Origin of the sequence: Ferrovibrio sp. (genome assembly GCF_025869515.1) — a bacterium.
Classification (GTDB): Bacteria; Pseudomonadota; Alphaproteobacteria; order Ferrovibrionales; family Ferrovibrionaceae; genus Ferrovibrio.
Genome location: NZ_JAOZVR010000052.1, coordinates 21984 through 41021, shown reverse-complemented (window position 1 = coordinate 41021; position 19038 = coordinate 21984). Strand labels below are relative to the sequence as shown.

General features: G+C 65.2%; 20 protein-coding genes. 6 read left to right on the top strand and 14 right to left on the bottom strand.

Going from position 1 to position 19038, the window contains the following annotated elements; translation table 11 throughout:
• From OJJ21_RS08380 to pdxH, 3 genes are all read right to left on the bottom strand, one after another.
• Positions 1-1182: sodium:proton antiporter (locus OJJ21_RS08380; RefSeq protein ID WP_297685041.1), on the bottom strand; the 1182-nt coding region annotated here is incomplete at its 3' end.
• Positions 1183-1252: 70 nt separating this feature from the next.
• Positions 1253-2206, bottom strand: a complete 954-nt coding sequence (locus OJJ21_RS08375) for a cation diffusion facilitator family transporter (RefSeq protein ID WP_297685039.1) — start codon at positions 2204-2206, stop codon at positions 1253-1255.
• Complete coding sequence (pdxH, locus tag OJJ21_RS08370; RefSeq protein WP_297685037.1) at positions 2203-2793, bottom strand: pyridoxamine 5'-phosphate oxidase; 591 nt, start codon at positions 2791-2793, stop codon at positions 2203-2205. Before pdxH ends, OJJ21_RS08375 begins: the two co-directional genes overlap by 4 nt.
• Before the next feature lie 262 nt (positions 2794-3055).
• Between pdxH and OJJ21_RS08365 the strand changes: the two genes are divergently transcribed.
• Positions 3056-3514, top strand: a complete 459-nt coding sequence (locus OJJ21_RS08365; RefSeq protein ID WP_297685035.1) for an RT0821/Lpp0805 family surface protein — start codon at positions 3056-3058, stop codon at positions 3512-3514.
• Positions 3515-3626: 112 nt separating this feature from the next.
• Here OJJ21_RS08365 and fabF read toward each other — a convergent pair whose 3' ends face one another.
• A complete protein-coding gene (gene fabF, locus OJJ21_RS08360) occupies positions 3627-4886 on the bottom strand; it encodes a beta-ketoacyl-ACP synthase II (RefSeq protein ID WP_297685034.1) in 1260 nt (419 codons plus the stop codon).
• 122 nt (positions 4887-5008) lie between these two features.
• Between fabF and OJJ21_RS08355 the strand changes: the two genes are divergently transcribed.
• Positions 5009-5485: a MarR family transcriptional regulator gene (locus OJJ21_RS08355; protein WP_297685033.1), complete on the top strand. Its 477-nt coding sequence runs from the start codon at positions 5009-5011 to the stop codon at positions 5483-5485.
• 12 nt (positions 5486-5497) lie between these two features.
• Positions 5498-5941, top strand: a complete 444-nt coding sequence (locus OJJ21_RS08350; protein WP_297685032.1) for a DUF3237 domain-containing protein — start codon at positions 5498-5500, stop codon at positions 5939-5941.
• Here the strand turns inward: OJJ21_RS08350 and OJJ21_RS08345 are convergent.
• The 3 genes from OJJ21_RS08345 to OJJ21_RS08335 all read right to left on the bottom strand — a co-directional run bounded on the left by OJJ21_RS08345 (position 5938) and on the right by OJJ21_RS08335 (position 9144).
• Positions 5938-7032, bottom strand: coding sequence for a PAS domain-containing protein (locus tag OJJ21_RS08345; RefSeq protein ID WP_297685031.1), 1095 nt, complete (start codon positions 7030-7032; stop codon positions 5938-5940). The two genes, OJJ21_RS08350 and OJJ21_RS08345, sit on opposite strands and share 4 nt — an antisense overlap.
• 137 nt (positions 7033-7169) lie before the next feature.
• Entirely contained in the window at positions 7170-8198 is a 1029-nt protein-coding gene (locus OJJ21_RS08340; RefSeq protein ID WP_297685321.1) for a site-specific DNA-methyltransferase, read from the bottom strand.
• 292 nt (positions 8199-8490) lie between these two features.
• The gene (locus tag OJJ21_RS08335) at positions 8491-9144 is read right to left on the bottom strand and encodes a ribonuclease HII (protein ID WP_297685030.1); all 654 of its coding nucleotides are present in this window, start codon (positions 9142-9144) and stop codon (positions 8491-8493) included.
• Between the two features lie 114 nt (positions 9145-9258).
• Between OJJ21_RS08335 and OJJ21_RS08330 the strand changes: the two genes are divergently transcribed.
• From OJJ21_RS08330 to OJJ21_RS08320, 3 genes are read left to right on the top strand one after another with little or no spacing between them, the layout of a single operon-like run.
• Positions 9259-10065 carry a crotonase/enoyl-CoA hydratase family protein gene (locus OJJ21_RS08330; RefSeq protein ID WP_297685029.1) on the top strand — a complete coding sequence of 269 codons (807 nt, stop codon included), beginning with the start codon at positions 9259-9261 and terminating at the stop codon, positions 10063-10065.
• The gene (locus tag OJJ21_RS08325; RefSeq protein WP_297685028.1) at positions 10065-11549 is read left to right on the top strand and encodes a M48 family metalloprotease; all 1485 of its coding nucleotides are present in this window, start codon (positions 10065-10067) and stop codon (positions 11547-11549) included. The genes OJJ21_RS08330 and OJJ21_RS08325 overlap by 1 nt, the downstream gene beginning before the upstream one ends.
• A gap of 18 nt (positions 11550-11567) precedes the next feature.
• Positions 11568-12572, top strand: coding sequence for a phosphotransferase (locus OJJ21_RS08320; protein WP_297685027.1), 1005 nt, complete (start codon positions 11568-11570; stop codon positions 12570-12572).
• Here OJJ21_RS08320 and OJJ21_RS08315 read toward each other — a convergent pair.
• The 7 genes from OJJ21_RS08315 to OJJ21_RS08285 form a co-directional block, all read right to left on the bottom strand.
• On the bottom strand, positions 12569-13519 hold the full coding sequence (locus tag OJJ21_RS08315; protein WP_297685026.1) for an RNA polymerase factor sigma-32: 951 nt from the start codon (positions 13517-13519) through the stop codon (positions 12569-12571). The two genes, OJJ21_RS08320 and OJJ21_RS08315, sit on opposite strands and share 4 nt — an antisense overlap.
• Before the next feature lie 123 nt (positions 13520-13642).
• Positions 13643-14251 carry a PAS domain-containing protein gene (locus OJJ21_RS08310; RefSeq protein WP_297685025.1) on the bottom strand — a complete coding sequence of 203 codons (609 nt, stop codon included), beginning with the start codon at positions 14249-14251 and terminating at the stop codon, positions 13643-13645.
• 57 nt (positions 14252-14308) lie between these two features.
• On the bottom strand, positions 14309-15124 hold the full coding sequence (locus OJJ21_RS08305; RefSeq protein ID WP_297685024.1) for a hypothetical protein: 816 nt from the start codon (positions 15122-15124) through the stop codon (positions 14309-14311).
• A 200-nt stretch (positions 15125-15324) separates the two neighbouring features.
• Complete coding sequence (locus tag OJJ21_RS24400) at positions 15325-16344, bottom strand: CarD family transcriptional regulator (protein WP_366092635.1); 1020 nt, start codon at positions 16342-16344, stop codon at positions 15325-15327.
• Positions 16345-16756: 412 nt separating this feature from the next.
• Positions 16757-17098: a ferredoxin FdxA gene (fdxA, locus tag OJJ21_RS08295; RefSeq protein WP_297685023.1), complete on the bottom strand. Its 342-nt coding sequence runs from the start codon at positions 17096-17098 to the stop codon at positions 16757-16759.
• A gap of 241 nt (positions 17099-17339) precedes the next feature.
• Positions 17340-17627 carry an RNA-binding S4 domain-containing protein gene (locus tag OJJ21_RS08290; protein WP_297685021.1) on the bottom strand — a complete coding sequence of 96 codons (288 nt, stop codon included), beginning with the start codon at positions 17625-17627 and terminating at the stop codon, positions 17340-17342.
• Positions 17628-17661: 34 nt separating this feature from the next.
• A complete protein-coding gene (locus tag OJJ21_RS08285; RefSeq protein ID WP_297685019.1) occupies positions 17662-18783 on the bottom strand; it encodes a carboxylate-amine ligase in 1122 nt (373 codons plus the stop codon).
• Positions 18784-19038 lie beyond the last annotated feature (255 nt).

Genomic DNA, 19038 nt, shown 5'->3' with positions numbered 1-19038 from the left:
GTTGAAGAAGACGAGATAGGTCGGCGCATTGTCGAGGAAGCTCGACAATGCGCCGGACAGCCAGAAATACATCGCATTGTGCGGCGAGCCATCGGCATTCGACGCCAGGTTGACCAGCGGGCCGAGTGCGCCGTCCACGCCAGCACGCAGGATGGCGATGGCCGGGATGATGGTGATGAAGATGCCGGCGAATAGCTTGGCCACCTCCGCGATCGGTCCCCAGGTGAAGCCGTTGTCGATGCGGGTCTGTCGTGCTGTCAGCTTCAGCGACAGGAGCGCAATTGCCACCAGCAGGACGTCGCGGGCGAGATTCTGCAGCTCGACGCCGACGCCAAGCACATTCAGTTCGATGCCTGGTTTCCAGGTGCCGGACATCAGCACGGCGAGGATCACGGCGCCGAGCAGGATCAGGTTCACGCCACCCTCGATGCCGATCGGGCTGTCGGGCGTCGGATCGGCCGGTACGATGCCTTCCTTGTTATAGAGATAGCTGTCGATGGCGTAGAACACCCCGAGCAGCAGCACGGCGACCACCAGCGTCGGCATGAACAGGGCCTTGGTGGTCCAGAAGAAATCCACGCCCTTGAGGAAGCCGAGGAACAGCGGCGGATCGCCCAGCGGGGTCAGTGCGCCGCCGACATTCGACACCAGGAAGATGAAGAACACCACCACATGCACATTATGCCTGCGGTTGTCGTTGGCGCGCACCAGCGGGCGAATCAGCAGCATGGAGGCGCCGGTGGTGCCCATCCAGCTGGCCAGCACGGTGCCAACAAGCAGCAGGGCGGTGTTCAGGCTGGGCGAGCCGTGCAGGTTGCCGGTCAGCCGCACGCCGCCGGCCACGGTGAACAGCGAGAACAGCAGGATGATGAAGGGGATATATTCATGCAGCGCCACTTCCAGCAGCGCATGACCGGTCGGCACCGCGCCGATCTGCAGCGCGAAGGGCAGGATGACGCACAGGCTCCAGAAGGCCGCGACCTTGCCGAAATGATGGTGCCAGAAGCCGGGCGTCAGCAGCGGCATCAGGGCGATGGAGAGCAGGATGCCGGCGAAGGGCAGCACCCAGAGGATGTTCAGGCTGCGCCCGTCCACTCCGGTGGCGGCCTGCGCAGGCAGGGTTGCCAGAAGGCCGAACAGAACGGCAGGCGCGGCAAGACGCAGGACACGCAGCGAATTCATGATTCCCCCGGGCGACGATATCGGACGCGTAACTTAGCGGCGGCGGCGGGCCGGGATCAACCCGCCCCATTCACCGCGCAGGCGGATTCACGTCGGGCGCCTCGACATACTCGGCCAGCGGTCCGTCATAGCCGGCCGGATCCTGGTGGATGATGATCTCGGCACCGGGAAATACCACCAGCAGTTCGGCCTCGATTTCATCGGAAATCTCGTGCGCGGTCCGCAGCGAGATTTCCGGATCGAGTTCGAGGTGGAACTGGATAAAGACCTGGTTGCCGGCCTGACGCGTGCGCAGGTCATGCAGGGCACGGGCCTGTGGATGCCGGCGAATGACGGCAAGGATGCGCTCGCGGTCGGCATCGGCCATCTCGCGGTCCATCAGATTGTCGAGAGCGCCGCGTACGATGTCGATGGCGCTTTTCACGATCACCGCGGCCACCACCAGCGCGCAGGCGCCGTCGACCCAGACCAGGTCGGGCTGGCTGGCCAGCGCCAGGGCCACGATCACCGTCAGGTTGGTGACGATATCGCCGACATAATGCAGCCGGTCGGCCGACACGGCGAGCGAGCCGGTCTGGCGCACGACGCGGCGCTGGTAGAGAACCAGCATGCCGGTCAGCACGATCGACAGCACCATCACGGCAATGCCGGTTAGGCTGCGCTCGATCGGCTGCGGCGTGATCAGGTGGCCGATGGCCTCGAAGAACAGAAACAGCGCCGAGCCCGCCACCAGCGCGCCCTGGCCGAGCCCGGCCAGCGCTTCCGCCTTGCCATGGCCGAAGCGGTGTTCGTCATCCGCCGGCGTCAGCGCGTGGCGCACCGCCAGCATGTTGACCAGCGAGGCCAGGCCGTCGAGCAGGCTGTCAACCAGCGTGGCCAGCAGCGCCACCGACTCCGTCTGCAGCCAGGCGCCGAGCTTGGCGAGGATGAGAATCAGCGCCACCGCCACCGAGGCATAGGTAGCGTGCCGCATCAGCCGCGCCTTGGCGGCCGGATCGAGTGCGCTGGGTCGGATGGATGTCACGGATACAGCATCTCGGTGGTCCAGGGCGCATCGACCGTGCCGCGCCGGTAGACCAGCCGCTCATGCAGGCGGAAGGGTTTGTCGGTCCAGAATTCGATATAGCTGGGCGCAATGCGGAAGCCTGACCAGTATGGCGGCCGCGGCACTTCGCCGATGGCATGCCTGGCGGCGTATTTCGCCACCGCGGCCTCCAGGGCGAAACGGCCCTCCAGCGGGCGCGACTGCTGCGAGGCCCAGGCGCCGATGCGGCTGTCGCGCGGCCGCGAGGCGAAATAGGCATCGGCCTCGGCTTCCGTCACCACGCTCACCGCGCCGCGGAAGCGCACCTGGCGGCGCAGGCTTTTCCAGTGCAGCACGGCGGCGGCCTGTCGGTTGGCCAGCAGCTCGGTACCCTTCTGGCTTTCGAAATTGGTGTAGAAGACGAAGCCGCGCGCGTCGAAGCCCTTCAGCAGCACCATGCGTACGTTGGGCAGGCCGTCGGGATCGGCGCTGGCCAGGGCCATGGCATTGGCATCGTTCGGTTCGCTGGCCTCGGCATCCTTCAGCCAGGCGGCAAACAGGGCAAACGGATCGGCGGCGACGGTCATGGCCAAATTGCCTTCCAGGACAAGCCTTTGTTATTGCGAAACAATCGCGAGAGGTTGCGATGTCACCCGATGTTACAGTGTGCCGCCAAGTTACCCAACCCCTGCCGCAATCCCGCCGTAATCGGCCCGCAGATTCCTGGCCGTGCCCGCCCAGCAATGGATTTGGGGCATGTCTTTGAGGATCGCAGAATCCATGAACGCCATTTCCCTCCGTCCACCGGCTTCCAGCCCGTCCCATCGGCCGTCCCGCCGGATTGCCTCGGTGGTTGCCGCCCTCGGCATCGCGGGCCTGCTGGCTGCCTGTGCCAATGACAGCGGCCCGAAGCAGAATGTCGGCACCGTACTCGGTGGTGTCGGCGGCGCCGTCGCCGGCGCCCAGTTCGGCAAGGGCTCGGGCCAGCTGGTCGGCGTGGCCGCCGGCACGCTGATCGGCGCGCTGCTTGGCTCGGAAGTCGGCAAGTCGCTCGACAAAGCCGACCGCACCTACATGGACCGCGCCAACCAGCGCGCCCTCGAAACTTCGCCCTCGGGCAGCCAGGTGTCGTGGCGCAACCCCGACAGCGGCAATGCCGGCACCATCGTGCCGCAGCCGGCCTATCAGGCGCCGGGCGGCGAATACTGCCGTGAATTCCAGCAAACCATCCAGGTTGGCGGCGAGACCAAGCAGGGCTTCGGTACGGCCTGCCGCCAGCCCGACGGCAGCTGGAAGATCATGCAGTAACCCTTTCCCGTCCGGGAAACCGGCCGGGCTGCGTACCCGCGTATTTCCTCATTCCCTTCCCCCCAGACTAAACGGCGTATCCTTTCGGATGCGCCGTCTTTTTTTTGTCGGCTCAACGCCCGACAATCACGGCGGCATTGACGCCGCCGAAACCGAAGGCATTCGACATCGCATAGTCGATCTGTGCGGCTCTGGCCTGATGCGGCACCAGGTCGATGCCATCGCAGGCCGGATCGACCGCATCTAGATTGCGCGTCGGCGGCAGCAGGCCGGTGCGTACCGCCAGCAGCGCATAGATCGCTTCCACCGCACCGGCGGCACCGAGCAGATGCCCGATCGCCGATTTGGTCGAGGACATCGCCAGATTGGCCAGGCTGTTGCCGAACAGGCTTTTCACCGCAGAGATTTCGGCGGCATCGCCCACCGGCGTGGCGGTGGCATGGGCATTGATATAGCCGATCTGTCCGGGACTCAGGCCGGCGGCATTGAGTGCGATCTGCATCGCGCGCCTGGCGCCATTGCCGTCTTCCGGCGGCGCGGTGATGTGATGTGCGTCCGCGCTGGTGCCGTAACCCAGCACGCGGCCCAGAATCTGCGCGCCGCGCGCCGTCGCATGCTCCAGCGATTCCAGCACCAGGATGCCCGCACCTTCACCCATCACGAAGCCGTCGCGGTGCGCATCGAAGGGCCGCGAGGCTTTCTCGGGTTCGTCGTTATGCGCGGTGGCCAGCGCGCGGGCGGCGGCGAAGCCGGCGATGCTGACGCGGTCGATGCAGGCCTCGGCGCCGCCGGCCACCATCACATCGGCTTCGCCGCTGCGGATCAGCCGCGCGGCATCGCCGATCGCCTGGGCGCCGGCGGCGCAGGCCGTCACCGGACAACCGAGCGGACCTTGCAGCCCGTGGCGGATCGAGACATGGCCGGCCGCGAGATTGCCGAGGAAGGAAGGAATCACGAAAGGCGAGAGTTTGCGCGGTCCGGCGCGTTCCACCGTGCGGGTCGCTTCGGCAATCGCGGGGAAGCCGCCGATGCCGGTGGCGATGATGCAGCCGACGCGGGCTTTCGATGCCGCATCGGCCAGCTGCAGCCCGGCCTGCTTCATCGCCTCGCCGGCCGCCACCAGCGCGAACTGGATGAAGCGGTCCATCTTGCGGCGATCCTTCGCCGGGGCGGCGGTCTCGGGATCGAAACCATGCGGATCGTCTTTGATATCCGGCACGATGCCGGCCACTTTCGCGGCGAGGTCAGAGATATCGAAGCTGCTGATGCGGCGCAGGCCGGACAGCCCTTCCGTCAGGCGTTGCCAGTTGATCGCGGTGCCAACGCCCAGTGGCGTGACGAGGCCCAGTCCGGTGACGACGACATTGCGCATGCAGATTTCCCGGTTGCGAATAATAGATGTATATACATATATTGTAGCTACAGATAAGACTGCGGCCTACGGTTTGCAAGACCACCTGTTTGCAAATCTGCGGAAGCCGTTTATCTAGAGGGATGGCCCGCAAGACCGACCCTGTGCTGGAGTCTGCCGCTTTCCGCCAGTTGATGGAGGAGGGCTGCACCGTGCTGCGCCTGCATGCCGCCACGCGGCTCAGCATGCAGGCCTATAACGGCTTCATGGCCGCGGTCGACCTCACCATGCCGCAATTCGCCACCCTGGCCTCGCTCTACCAAGAAGAGGCGGGCCTTTCGGTGACCGAACTGGCGCAACTGATCGGCGTCGATTCCACCACGCTGACCCGCAATCTGCGCCTGTTGGAACGGCGGGCCCTGGTGCTGCAGGAGATAGCCGCCGATGACCGCCGCCGCCGTGTGGTGCGTCTCACGCCTGAGGGTCGCAAACTTTTCATCCGTGCAGTTCCTTTGTGGCATAAGGCGCAGGCAGCACTGAAGAAACGCCTCGGCGTCACGCAGATCGAGACGTTGCATAAACAGCTGACGCAGGTGGTCGAAAAACTGCGCGGCCTCTAAGCCGGAGGACACATGCTGACAGAAGTCTTTTCGCTGGCCGTCGATGTGGGCGTGCCGCAGAGCATCGGCCGCGATGCCGCCGGCGAGCGCCGCTGCGTGCCGATCACCGGCGGCACGGTGACAGGGAAAATCTCCGGCGTGATCCTGTCGGGCGGCGCCGATTGGCAAACGCTGCGCCCGGATGGGCTGGCGGATCTCGATGCGCGCTACATGCTGAAGCTGGAGGGCGGCGCGCAGGTCGAGGTGTGGAGCCGCGGGTTGCGCATCGGTCCGGCCGAAGTGATGGCACAGCTTGCGCGCGGCGAGCGTGTCGACCCGTCGGCCTATTACATGCGCACGGCGATGCGGTTCGAGACGGCGGCACCCGATCTGCAATGGCTGGTGCATCGCCTGCATGTCGGCATCGGCGAGCGCACGCCCGATCAGGTGCGTCTGCAAGTCTTCGGCGTCGATTAATCGACCGGTTCGTGGCGCAGCAGCCCGCGAATCCAGGCCACGCTGCCATCGGGCGCGCGTTCGGTTTCGGCCACCGATTCCAGCCAGACCGGCCAGGCGGGATCGCCGGCGGCGATACGGAATTTGATGGCGTCACGCGCTGCGCCCTGGCGCAGGCGCTGGTAATGGCCGCGCACCAGCTCGCGGTCGTCCGCATGCACGCAGTCGAGCCAGGCGGCCAGCGAGGCCGGGCAGGATTGCGGCGCCAGGCCAAGCAGATGATAGAACTGGTCGCTCCACACCACATCGCCGTCCGGTCCCTGCCAGTGCCACGAGCCGATACCGCAGATGCGCTGCATCGTGGCGACATCGGCGGCCAGCGTGTGATGGGCGTGTTCCAGTTCTCGATAGCTGATCTCGGCTGCCACGCGGGCGCGGTCGATCTCGCTGATCAGTGCGGCATTGCGCAGGCGCAGTGCAGCGGACAGGCGTTCGCGCCGGTTGTTGACCTGAGCGCAGAAGCACTGCGCCGCCAGCAGAATGGTGCCGAAAAAAGCCATGCCCACCGTGCTCGGCTCGCCAAACAGGAAGCCGCGCGCGAAAAACGGCACCGAGATGCCGATGATGAAGGCATAGAAGGACGGCAGATGCATCGCGCGGGTGTTCAGGCTGCTGGTGGTCAGCCCGGCCCAGGCAACGCAGAGCAGGGCCTGCAGCGCAAAATCGCCCGGCGGGTAGGCGAACCAGCCGAGCAGGCCCCAGCTCAGGCCGGTGCCGGCACAGCCGAAGGTGAAGCGCAGGCCCCAGTCCGTGGCGGTGTCGTAGCCGCCATTGGCGTTATAGGCGTCGCGCTGGTGGTCGAGATGCAGGGTGGAAACGGCATAGAGCAGACCGATGAAGGCGATCTGCCACCAGCGTAAATAATCCTGGTAGATCACGAAGGCGCCGAACAGCATCGGGATCGGCACATAGCGGGTGGCGAAGCTGCTCTGGTAGAGCCGCTCGATCAGCATGGCGTCGACTTTCGGATCGCGGCCGTCGAGCAGCGATTCGTCGTCTTCGGTCAGCCGCTGTAACAGCGCGGCCGATGCTGTCTGCCGGTCGTTCGACACCCGAAACCCCGTTGCCGCGAACCACCCCGCAATCACCCGGTGCGGCGCACCACAGGGTAGCACCGGCCTGCTGAATCAAGCCAGTATCCCATGCCGCTGCAGGGACAGATTACCGGAAAATAAGCCGCCGCGGCGGCTCAGCCGAGCTCCGCGCGCAGTTTCTGGCGCAGCACGTCGATCGGCACCAGCTTGCCCTCCACCAGCATGTGCCAGAAGACCCAGCCATTGCACGCGGTGGCCCCCATGACATGGGCGCCTATCTTGTGGATCGAGCCGCTGGCCGTGGCGGTGACCAGGCTGCCATCGGCGCGCACCTTGGCGGAAAACCGCCGTGACGGATCAACCAGCACGGTGCCGGGCTGCAGCAGGCCGCGTTCGACCACCCAGCCGAAGGGAATGCGTGGCTCATCCTTTTTCGAGCGCGTCACTTCGACATCGTCCGCCGTTGCCGGCTGCACCGTGGTGATGCGGCGTTCGGCCGCCTTGGCATAGCGCAGCTCGCGCTCGATGCCGATAAAGCGCCGGCCCAGCCGTTTCGCCACCGCGCCGGTGGTGCCGGAGCCGAAGAAGGGGTCGAGGATCACGTCGCCCGGCTTGGTCGAGGAGACGATCACGCGATGCAGCAGGGCTTCCGGCTTCTGGGTCGGATGCGCCTTGGTACCGTTGTCGCCGCGCAGCCGCTCGTTGCCCGAGCAGATCGGGATCAGCCAGTCCGAGCGCATCTGCAGGTCGTCGTTCAGCGCCTTCATGGCGTCGTAGTTGAAGGTATAGCCGCGCGCATCCTGGCTTTTGGCGCACCAGATCAGGGTTTCATGCGCATTGGTGAAGCGCTTGCCGCGGAAGTTCGGCATCGGATTGGTCTTGCGCCAGACCACATCGTTCAGCATCCAGAAGCCGAGGTCCTGCAACTGCGAGCCGAGGCGGAAGATATTGTGATAGCTGCCGATCACCCAGATGGTGCCGTTCGGCTTGAGCAGGCGCTGCGCCGCTTTCAGCCAGGCTTTCGAGAAACCGTCGTAATCCGAGAAGGAATCGAATTTGTCCCAGTCGTCGTCGACTGCATCGACCACGCTGTCGTTGGGCCGGCGCAGCTCGCCGGTGAGCTGCAGGTTGTAGGGCGGATCGGCGAAGATGCAGTCGATCGATTCCGCCGGCAGCTTGTTCATCTCGGCGATGCATTCACCGAGCAGGATCCGGTCCAGCGGCAGATCGGGATGCGGCAGCGCCTGGGCCAGTTCGGCCCGCGCCGGCTTGGCCACCAGCGGCCGAGAAACTTTAGTCTGGGCGCGGCTGGCGGTGGCGGTGCGTTTGGCATCGGGGCTGGTGCCGACGAGCCTGAGGTGACCCTTGCGAAGCCCGGCCTTGTTGCGGGACTTGCTGGTCGGATCGATAAACGTCGGCGCCATGTGCGGATCATCCCCCTAAAACGACCCGCAAGTCATTAGATTCTATAGGTGTTTAATTGGTTAACACTAAATCTAGAGTCATCTGACTCCTTACAGGCGCAAAACCTAGTCGGTGGTGTTTGGAGATTCCAGCCAGCCTGAGCCCTTCCTGGTGTTCAGGGGTGCCATAACCCTTGTTGCTGGCCCAGCCATAGGCCGGATAGCGCTGGTGCAGCTTGGCCATGGCGCGGTCGCGTACCACCTTGGCGACAATGGAGGCGGCGGCAATGGAAACGCTGAGTGCATCGCCATCGACCACCGCGGTGGCCGGGCAGCCGAGCTGTTTCGGGCAATGGTTGCCGTCGATCAGCGCATGCATGGGCACCACGCGCAACGCCGTCACCGCGCGGCACATCGCCAGCATGGTGGCGTGGAAGATGTTGAGCCGGGCGATTTCCGCAACGGAAGCGGCGCCGATGCCGATCCGGGCCTCCCCGGCCAGGGCATGCTGGCGCAATCTGAGGAACAGCGTTTCGCGCTTGTCATGGGTCAGTTTCTTGGAATCGTCGATGCCGCCCCAGAGTATTCTTTGGCGTTTGCGGCGGTCGAGAATGACGGCGGCGGCCACCACCGGCCCGGCCAGCGGGCCGCGCCCGGCCTCGTCCACGCCGCAGATCAGGCCACCATTAGGGCCGGCCAGTTTCAGTTCGAGCGCGAAATCGGGCACTGAACCATCCCCCGCGTCTGCCAAGCTTCCGCCATGAAAAGCATTATATACTCCCCTGCCTTGCCCGCATCCGGTGCGATATGGAAAAGTCATAAAAATAAGAGGAAATCCACGATGACCATGCAGCCCACGATCGCCGATCCGGATGGCGGGATTCTCAGCCGGCGGCAGGGTGCGGTGTTTCTGATCGGCCTCAACCGCCCGGCCAAGCTGAACGGCTTCACGCCCAAGATGCTGAAGGAACTGGCGGCCGCCTATACGGCCTTCGAACACGATGCCGAGGCCCGAGTCGCCGTGCTCTATGCCGAAGGGCAGCATTTCACCGCCGGTCTCGATCTGCCCCGGGTGGCGCCGCTGATGGGCGACAACAATCCGCTGGTCGAGCCGGGCCAGATCGATCCCTGCAACAATGTCGGCCCCTTCCGCACCAAGCCGGTGGTGGCGGCCGTGCAGGGCATCACCTACACCATCGGCATCGAGCTGATGCTGGCCGCCGATATCGTGGTGGCCGCCAGCGATTGCCGTTTCAGCCAGCTGGAAGTGAAGCGCGGCATCATGGCCACCGGCGGCGCCACCATCCGCATGGTCGAACGCGCCGGCTGGGGCAATGCCATGCGCTACCTGCTCACCGGCGACGAATTCGACGTCGCTACCGCTTTGCGGCTCGGTTTCGTGCAGGAGGTGACCGCGCCGGGCGACCAGCTGAACGAGGCGATCAGGCTGGCCGAACGCATCGCCGCCCAGGCGCCGCTGGCGGTGTCCGCCACGTTGCGCAATGCGCGGACCGCGATCGAAAACGGGCCGCATGCGGCGGTGGCGGATTTTCATGCCACGCAGAAGAAACTCATGGCCAGCGAGGATGTTAAGGAAGGCGTCGCCAGTTTCGTCGAAAAGCGGGCGGCGCAGTTCAGGGGCCATTGATGCAGGAATCCGTGATCATGCGCCGTATCGCCATTGCATTTCTTGCGGCCTGCTCGCTTGTCGCCGTCGCGGCGCCATCGTCGTTGCAGGCGCAGATTTTCATGTCGCCCGACGAGGCCAAGAAGCTCGGCCAGCAGGAACACCCGAAAATCCTGAAGGAATTCGGCGGCGTCTATGACGATCCCGAGATCGGCGCCTATGTCGCCGGCATTGCCGGGCGTATCGCCGGCCAGTCGGGCCAGCCGGCCGGGAACTTCACCTTCACGGTGCTGAATGCACCCATCGTCAACGCCTTCGCGCTGCCCGGCGGCTATGTCTACATCACGCGCGGCACGCTGGCGCTGGCCAACAATGAGGCCGAGGCGGCCGGCGTGCTGGGTCACGAAATCGGCCATGTGATCGCGCAGCATTCCGAAAAGCGCTACGACAAGTCGGTCTTCACCAATCTCGGCGTGGCTGGCGCCTCGATCCTCGGGTCGATCTTCCTCGGTTCCGGCGCCGGCGACCTGATCGGCCAGGTTGGCCAGGTCGGCGGCGGTGCCTATCTCGCCAGCTTCAGCCGCGAGAACGAACTGGAGGCCGACACCATCGGTGTGAAGCTGCTATCGCGCGTCGGCTATGCGCCCGATGCCCAGGCCGGTTTCCTGCAGAGCATGAGCAACTACAGCGACCTGGCCGGCAAGATGGCGGGCGCGGCCGGCAAGGATCGTATGAACGATCTGTTCGCCACCCATCCGGGCGGGCCGCAGCGTGTGCGCGAAGCCATCGCGGCCGCGCGGGAACAGCCGGTTGCCAATCCGGTCTATCGCCGCGACGAATTTCTCGATCGCCTCGACGGCATGATCTATGGCGACGATCCGAAGGAAGGGGTGGTGCGCGGTAACAGCTTCACCCATCCCGACCTGCGCCTCTCCTTCACGGTGCCCGACGGCTGGCGCCTTTCCAATACCAGCGATGCGGTGCTCGCCATCGGCACCGGCGGCCGGCTGCAGTTCGATATCGAAGGCGACAAGAAGAAGGTGCAGGCCTCGCGCAACGCCCTGGATTATCTGACCCGCATCTGGCTGCCCAACCTGCGCCTGGGCAATGCCGAGGCGATCAAGGTGAACGGCATGCCGGCCGCCACCGCCTCGGGCCGGCTGCAGATGAAAAGCGGCAATGCCGAGGTGCGTTTCATCGCGGTCGGTTTTCCGACCGACGATATCCTGCGCTTTGTCATCATTGCGCCGGTCGGCGGCCTGAGCAAAATCGAACCGGCCCTGATCCGCAGCATCAACACGCTGCGGCATCTGTCGGAGGCCGAGGCCAAAGCGGTAAAGCCGGTGCGGCTCAAGGTTGTCAAGGTCGACAGCGGCGATACGGTGGAAAGCCTTGCCGGCAAGACCCCGCTCGGCCGTTATGCCGCCGAACAGCTGCGCGTGATGAACGCGCTGCAGGGCAACGAGCAGCCCAGGCCGGGCGAACGCTTCAAGACGGTGGAGTAGGCCGCGAAATGGACAGCCATGGTCAGAAATCCGTTCGACGCGCTTCCGGATACGCAACGCGAAGCTGCAAAGTCGGCGTTGCGTGCAGCCTTTGGATCTGCTCCGATCGGCGCAATCGCGCCGCTTAAGGGCGGCGCTTCCAGCGCATCTGTCTTTTCGGTCGAGGCGGACGGACGGCGCTACCTGCTGCGGATCGAAGGCGTGGCAAGCCCGCTGCGCAATCCCCACCAGTATATCGCCATGCGCAGTGCGGCCGAGGCGGAGATCGCACCGGGAATTCATTACATCGATGAGGCATCCCGCGTTGCGGTGATTGATTTTATCGAGCAGCAGCCGCTGGAGACCTATCCGGGCGGGCCCCGTGCGCTGGCACAGGCGCTGGGAGCCATGCTGGCGCGCGTCCAGGCGACGCCACCCTTTCCGCGATTCGTTGAATATCCGGATATTGTCGGCCGGCTGTGGGCGCATGTATGCCGCACCGGACTCTTCGCTGCCGGCGCGCTCGATGCACACACGGAACATCTCGCGCAGATCCGCGAGGTCTATGTCTGGGATTCGGAAAAGTCAGTTTCCAGCCACAACGATCCCGTCCCCGGTAATATTCTGTTCGATGGAAAGCGTCTCTGGATGATCGACTGGGAATCGGCCTACCGTAACGACCCGCTCGTCGATGTGGCGATCATGCTGGACAATCTGGCGCCGTCACCGGAGCTAGAAGCCGTGTTCCTGCAGGCCTGGCTCGGCCGCGTGGCGGACGACAGTCTCCGCGCCCGCCTTGCAATGACGCGCGCGCTCACCCGCCTTTACTATGCCGGAGTTCTGTTCAGCGCGTCTGCTGCTGCAGCCTGGCGGACGGTACCTGACGCGGATATCTCGGCGGTGACTGTTTCGGAGTTTCGGCAGGCGATCCGCGAAGGGCGGCTGCAGCCCGGCAGACCGGAAACCAAGCATGTCCTGGGGAAGATGTTTCTGGCGTCTTTTATCTCCGGCGTTTCCCCGCCGGGGCTGGCTGCCGCCGTTTAGTGCGGCTGCAGACCGGGAATATCGCTTAAGCGCCTGCGCAGCCGTGTCAGCGCCTGCGCCTCAAGCTGGCGCACGCGCTCCTTCGAGATGCCCATGCTGGTGCCGAGCCGCTCCAGCGTCGTGCCGTGTTCGCTGAAGAACCGCGCCTGCAGGATGCGGCGCTCGCGTTCGGGCAGTTCGGCCATCGCCTCGCCGAGCCAGCGCGCTTTCAGGCGGCTGTCGCGCTGCTGCATCGCCACCGCTTCCGGATCGGGCCGGTCGTCGACCAGCATGTCCTGCCAGTTGCTTTCGCCGTCCTCGCTCAGGGTCGCATTCAGCGAGCGGTCGCCGGCGGCGAGGCGGCCTTCCATATGAAGGACATCGCTCTCGGTGACATTGAGCTGCCGCGCCAGCTGGCGACGGCCTTCCGGCGTCAGCGCGTCGGGACCGCCGCGCTCGATACGCGCGCGCAGCCGGCGCAGGTTGAAGAACAGCGATTTATGCGCCGCCGTCGTGCCGGTGCGCACGATCGACCAGTTGCGGAGCACGAAATCCTGGATCGCGGCCCGAATCCACCAGGCGGCATAGGTGGAGAAGCGCACCTCGCGCTCCGGCTCGAAACGGGCGGCGGCCTGCATCAGCCCGAGATTGCCTTCCTGGATCAGGTCGCTGACCGGCAGGCCGTAATGGCGGAAGCGCACCGCGGTGGAAATCACCAGCCGCATATGCGGCGCCACCAGCTTGTGCAGCGCGGTCTGGTCCTGGTGTTCGCGCCAGGCCCGTGCCAGGGCGACTTCCTCTTCGGGCGACAGCAGCGGCAGGCGCATGGCGCGGCGGACGAAGGCCCTGTCTTGATCAGGACGGGCACCGCCATGCGCCCCGCGATATTCATCCTGGCCGGCGTCGACCCGCCCGGCCCGTGTTGTGCCGGCCTGTGTTGTGGATGTCGCGTTCCGCAGTGGCGTCATGGCAGCCTCGCTGGTCTGCCAATTCTACGCCCGGGTACCGGCGGCGGATCACTCACGCCTGCGTGTTCGGGACGAAAGCTTTGTTACAATTGGTCCGGAAGGTTCTGCCGGAGCAGGCGGCGCTCAGGCCGCCGTGCCCGGACCGGCCGGTTTGACCGGGGGCCGCGCCGGCGGCCGCCAGCGACCGGCAATGTTGCAGGCCAGGAAGCGGCTGACCTGTCCATCCGCGCCGGCCAGCGGCAGGGCCAGGCGCTGCCAGGATTCCACCGCCACATGGGCCGGCGGATAGTGATGCGAATAATACGAGGCCTTGCGCAGCCACGATGCCCGATACAGCGAGCGGAAAAAGATCGAGGCATAATTGCCGCCATCGATATCGGACAGCAGCCGGCCGGTCATGTCGCGGCCATAGGTTTCGGCCACCTTGGTGCCATAGACGCGGAACCGGCCGTTCCAGCCGTCATCCAGCACGTCGATCAGCAAGACATGGCCGAGCGCCGGCTTGAGATCGAAGGGCGATACGGCATTGGCCGGCGGCAGCAGGTCGCCGTCGCGCAGGCGGTCCCAGTATTCGATCAGAAAGCGCAAGATGGGTTGATCGGTATCCGCCGTGGTTGGGGACCAGATCAGGCTTTCCAGACGCGCGCCACGGGCGGCGAAATAGTCCTCGAGTTTTGTTCGCTGGTCGTCGAGCAGATCGACGACCAGCTGCTCCATATCGGAGTTCTGCATGGCCGACATGCTATCGACGCGCTCGGATCGCGCAACTGTCAGGGAAGGGTCCGCGGCCTAGATTGCAAAACTTTCAACTAGGGCGCCGTCGAGCCCGAAACAGGCGACATTGAGCGGGCCGCCAAAACCGGCGCCGCCATCCAGGCAGCAGGTGAAGGCATCCAGATGGGCGCCTTCGCCGCGCGGATTGCCGCCGCTGACCACGCGGCGGAACCCGGCATAAGGCTGGCTCAGGCCCCGGAAAGCCGGCGAACCCCACCACAGATGGTCGGACTGCGACGTCAGCGGCACGGCCGGGTCGATGCCAGCATGCACGAACAGCAGCTCGTTGCCTCCGGTATAGGCGGCGCGGCGGAAGCTGCCGAACAGGTCGTCATGGCCGGGATGCCTGCGGATCGCGGCGCGGAGCGAATTGGTCCAGCGGCTGATGCCCAGCGCGCCTTCGCGCAGGATGCCGCGCGCCTGCTGCGGATCGACGCCATAGCCGTGCAGCATCGGCGCCAGGCCATGCCGCAGCATCCAGTCAAAGACCTCGGACGGGCCTGGTGCGAACTGGATCTGCAGCAGCTTGCGCCACATCTCCTCCTGCGCGCCGCGCAGGTACACGATGTCGTCGGGTTCGGCGCCAGGCAGGCAGAGGAAGTCGCGGCGGAACGCCAGCAGCTCATCCATCGTGGCGATGGTCTCGCTGCCCTGGCCGATCATGTTGCCGAGATAGACCAGGCGGTCGCCCGGCAGCAGGCGGGCAGCCAGCTCATCATGCGCCTCATGCAGGCGGGCGGCCTCGGCATGGACCGCGGCCACGGCCCAGACCCGGCGAGCATGGCGCAACACGGCAAAAACCGGATCGGCTGCCGCAGCGCCCTGAGACACGGAAACGGGCGCCGCCGGGAGCGGCGGGGTGAGAAGGGGAGCGGTGCTGAGTGGCGCGGACAAATCGCTAACGAATCGGCCAATGAAAAACGGGTCCGGCAACCGATGCTACCGGACCCGCTGAAGAATGCGAGCGAAAAGCCGTGTGATCTTTTCGCGCCTGAAGCGAAGGCGGGAACAAACCGGAGTCTGCCGCCGGATCAGGCAACCTTGAGAATCTTCTCCAGCTTCTTGCCGGCGGAATCCTCGTCGATCCGTTCCACCGCCGCCAGTTCGCGCACCAGGCGGTCGAGGGCCGATTCATAAATCTGGCGCTCGGAGTAGCTCTGGTCGGGCTGGCCGGCATTGCGGTGCAGGTCGCGCACCACCTCGGCGATCGATACCGGGTCGCCGGAATTGATCTTTGCCTCGTATTCCTGGGCGCGGCGGCTCCACATGGCGCGTTTGACGCGGGCGCGGCCCTTCAGGGTGTCCAGCGCCGATTTCATCTTCTGTGGCGAGCTGAGTTTGCGGATGCCGACCGAATTCACCTTCGACAGCGGCACGCGCACGGTCATCTTGTCACGCTCGAATTCCACCACCATCAGGTCGAGTTCGAACCCGGCGATCATCTGCCGCTCGATGCGCAGAATCTTGCCCACGCCATGCGTCGGATAGACGACATAGTCGCCGGCGGCGAAATCCACCTTCACCTTGGCCGGTACCGGCTTGAGCTGGATCGGCTTGTTCTGCTGCTGCTGCTGCTGTTTCGGCTCGGGCGCCGCCGGCTTCACCGGCTGCGGCAGCGGGCGGGTCGGCGGCGCGGAAACCGCCATCGGTTTGCCTGACCAGACCGGCTTGACCGGGACGGGCATCACCTTGGCCGACTGTTTGGCCTTGGCCGCTGGCTTGGCCGCAGCAGCGGCCTTGGCGGGTGCGGCAGCCTTGGGGGCGGGTTTGGCCGGCGCGGCCTTGGGCGCAGGTTTGGCCGGCGCAGCCTTGGCCGCCGGCTTCGCGGCCGGCTTGGCGACGGGCTTCGCAGCGGCCCGGGCGACCGGCTTGGCGGCGGGTTTGGCCGCCGGCTTGGCAGCATGCTTGGCAACGGTCGCCGGCTTTTTACTGGAGGCGGCCTGGGCGGCCGTTTTCCGGGCCGGCGTCTTCTGGGCCGGCCTGGCGGCAGCCAGGGCAGGCTTTTTCTGGGCCGGCGCCTTGCCGGATTTCTTAACTGGGGCTTTCGTCACTGGACCACCCTCGCTTGGCATTACGCACATGGCTTGGCATCACGCATACGGCTGCGGAACGCATATGGACTGCAAACCGCGACAGCGGCCTGCAACGAACGACCGGGGTCAGGCGCCGACCGAATAGCCACCGGCCAGGTTCCCGGGGAACCTGCTGAAAGGTCGCTGTGGTCGAAACCCGTCTCGCGAACGCAACCAAGAGCTGCAACATGCCTCCCCCTGCAGCCCGGTCGCTTTCGCCCGGCCGCACAGGATTGCAAGCCGGGGTTATTCAATCGTTATAAATCTAACACAAAATGCCGCTGAAGGACAGCAGCGAACCGCCGCGCCGGCCCGGGAGTCTGCGCGCGAGAGTGGAAATGGAAATGCCTGAGCGCCGAGTATGGCGAAATACGCCGCCGTCTGCGGAAGGTTATTTGCTGCCGTCGCCGGGCTTCGGGCTGAAGTGCTTTTCGAATTTGCCCTCGACGCCCTTCCAGGCATCGGCATCGGGCGGAGCCTCTCCCTTGCGGGTGATGTTCGGCCACTTGGCGGCATAGTCGCGGTTCATCTCGACCCACTTTTCCGCCCGGTTATCCGTATCGGGCAGGATCGCCTCGGCCGGGCATTCCGGTTCGCAGACGCCGCAATCGATGCATTCGTCCGGATTGATCACCAGCATGTTCTCGCCGACATAGAAGCAGTCGACGGGACAAACCTCGACGCAATCCATGTATTTGCACTTGATGCACTGCTCGGTCACGACATAGGTCATCGGCGGAACCCTGGGCTCGGAAGCTGGTCTGTCTGGGTCTGTGGTCTCTGCTGCCGCTTACATGGGGCAGCGGCGGCCCGTCGGGTAGCATAGCACCTGATCAGGGTCAATTATTCGTACACATATGATAAATCGTCAAACCCTAACTGCGCCAAGATAAAGAAATTCGGCGGTATGTCTGCTGCGACACTGCGCCGCGACTCCACATCCGGCCGAAGGGGAATCTCCCGTGTGGCATCCTTCAGGGGATCAGCGCGTAGCTCGCCTGGGCCTCGGCGGCGGGGCCGCGCCGCGCGGGCAGGGTCAGCACCTTCACCACTTTGACCGCCGCGGGCAGCGGCAGGGTGATCACATCATCCACCCTTACCAGCGCATGCGGCTTGTCGACCCGGCGGCCGTTGATGCGGATCCGCCCCTTGGCGGCCAGTGTCTGCGCGATCGCCCGCGTCTTGCAGAAGCGGGTCATCCACAGCCATTTGTCGAGGCGCAGGGCGTCCGGGGTGGTGTCGTCATCGTCGTCGTCACGCATGCGGCGCGCACTATATCGCGGCCGGCGCGGATGACTACTCTGCCGTTGTCTGCGCCAGCCAGCCGACCACCTGGCGCAGGGCCTCCAGCCGGCTGGCGCCGCCATCGCGCGCCGCGCGATACAATGCCATCTGCTGTGCCGCCGATGTGCCGCGCGTAAGGATGGTGCGGGCATGCCGCACCTCCTGCACGCAGTCGAGCGCCTCGGCATCCTCGGCGATCAGCGCCAGCAGGCCCTCGATCACATCGGCAAACGGCACCAGGCGTTTCTCGTTGAAGTCGATCAGACCTTCGGTGGTGCCATAGCGCTGGGCACGCCAGCGGTTCTCCTCGATCAGCAGCCGTGTGTGGTTACGCCAGATGCCGTTCAGTTCGGGCACGCGGCCGAGCGCGCGGATCAGGCAGCGATAGAGCGCGGCGATGCACAGCGTGTCTTCCATATGCGTGCAGGAATCGCCGATGCGCAGTTCCAGCGTCGGAAAGCGCGCGGAGGGCCGGATCGCCCACCAGACATGGCTGGCATCCTCGATCACGCCGGCCGTGACCATGGTGGCGATCAGTTCGTTATAGTCGGCCAGATTGACGAAGAAATCGGGGATGCCGGTGCGCGGCAGCTCGTCATAGGCGGCGAGACGGTATCCCATCAGCCCGGTCGGATGCTTGCGCCAGAACGGCGACGAGGTACTGAGCGCCAGCAGCGTGGGCAGAAAGGGCAGTACGCGATTCATGATGTCGATGCGCACATGCGGGTCGGTGACCTCGACATGGATATGCATGCCGCACATCATGTTGCGCATCGCCAGGAATTTCAGGTCGTTGGCCAGCTTGGCGTATCGCGGCTTGTCGGTCGGCGTCTGCTCGGACCATTCCGCCATCGGATGGGTGCCGGCGGCGAAGACTTCCAGCCCGAATTCCGCGGTGGTGTCCCGCAGCGTGCTGCGGTAACGGCGCAGATACTGGCGGGCTTCGTCCAGCGACTGACAGACCGGCGTCACCACTTCGATCTGCGACTGCAGCAGTTCCGGCGTCACCTGATTGCCGAGCACGCTGCGGGCGCGCCGGATCAGTGCCTTCGGCATGCGCGAGATGGCATTCTTGCTGCCCGTTTCGGCGAGGAAATATTCTTCTTCGATTCCGATGGTGTAAGCCGGCTTCATGCACGCTCCTGCAACTGCGCCAGCGCGGCATCGTGCCGGCCAGCCGAAAGAAACGGCTCGCCTGCGAAAAAACTCCCGCAGCATTGCGGCAATTATGGCGGCGTTGCGGTATTTTCGCCGACACATCGCCATTGTGCTGAATGCCGGCCGCTGCCCGCGTGATGAATATTGCATCAACAGCGGGCCGGGCGCGGCGACGGTAACGCGGGCGAAACCGGCTCTTGCCCCACCTGTCGGCAGGCGCAGGAATCAAGC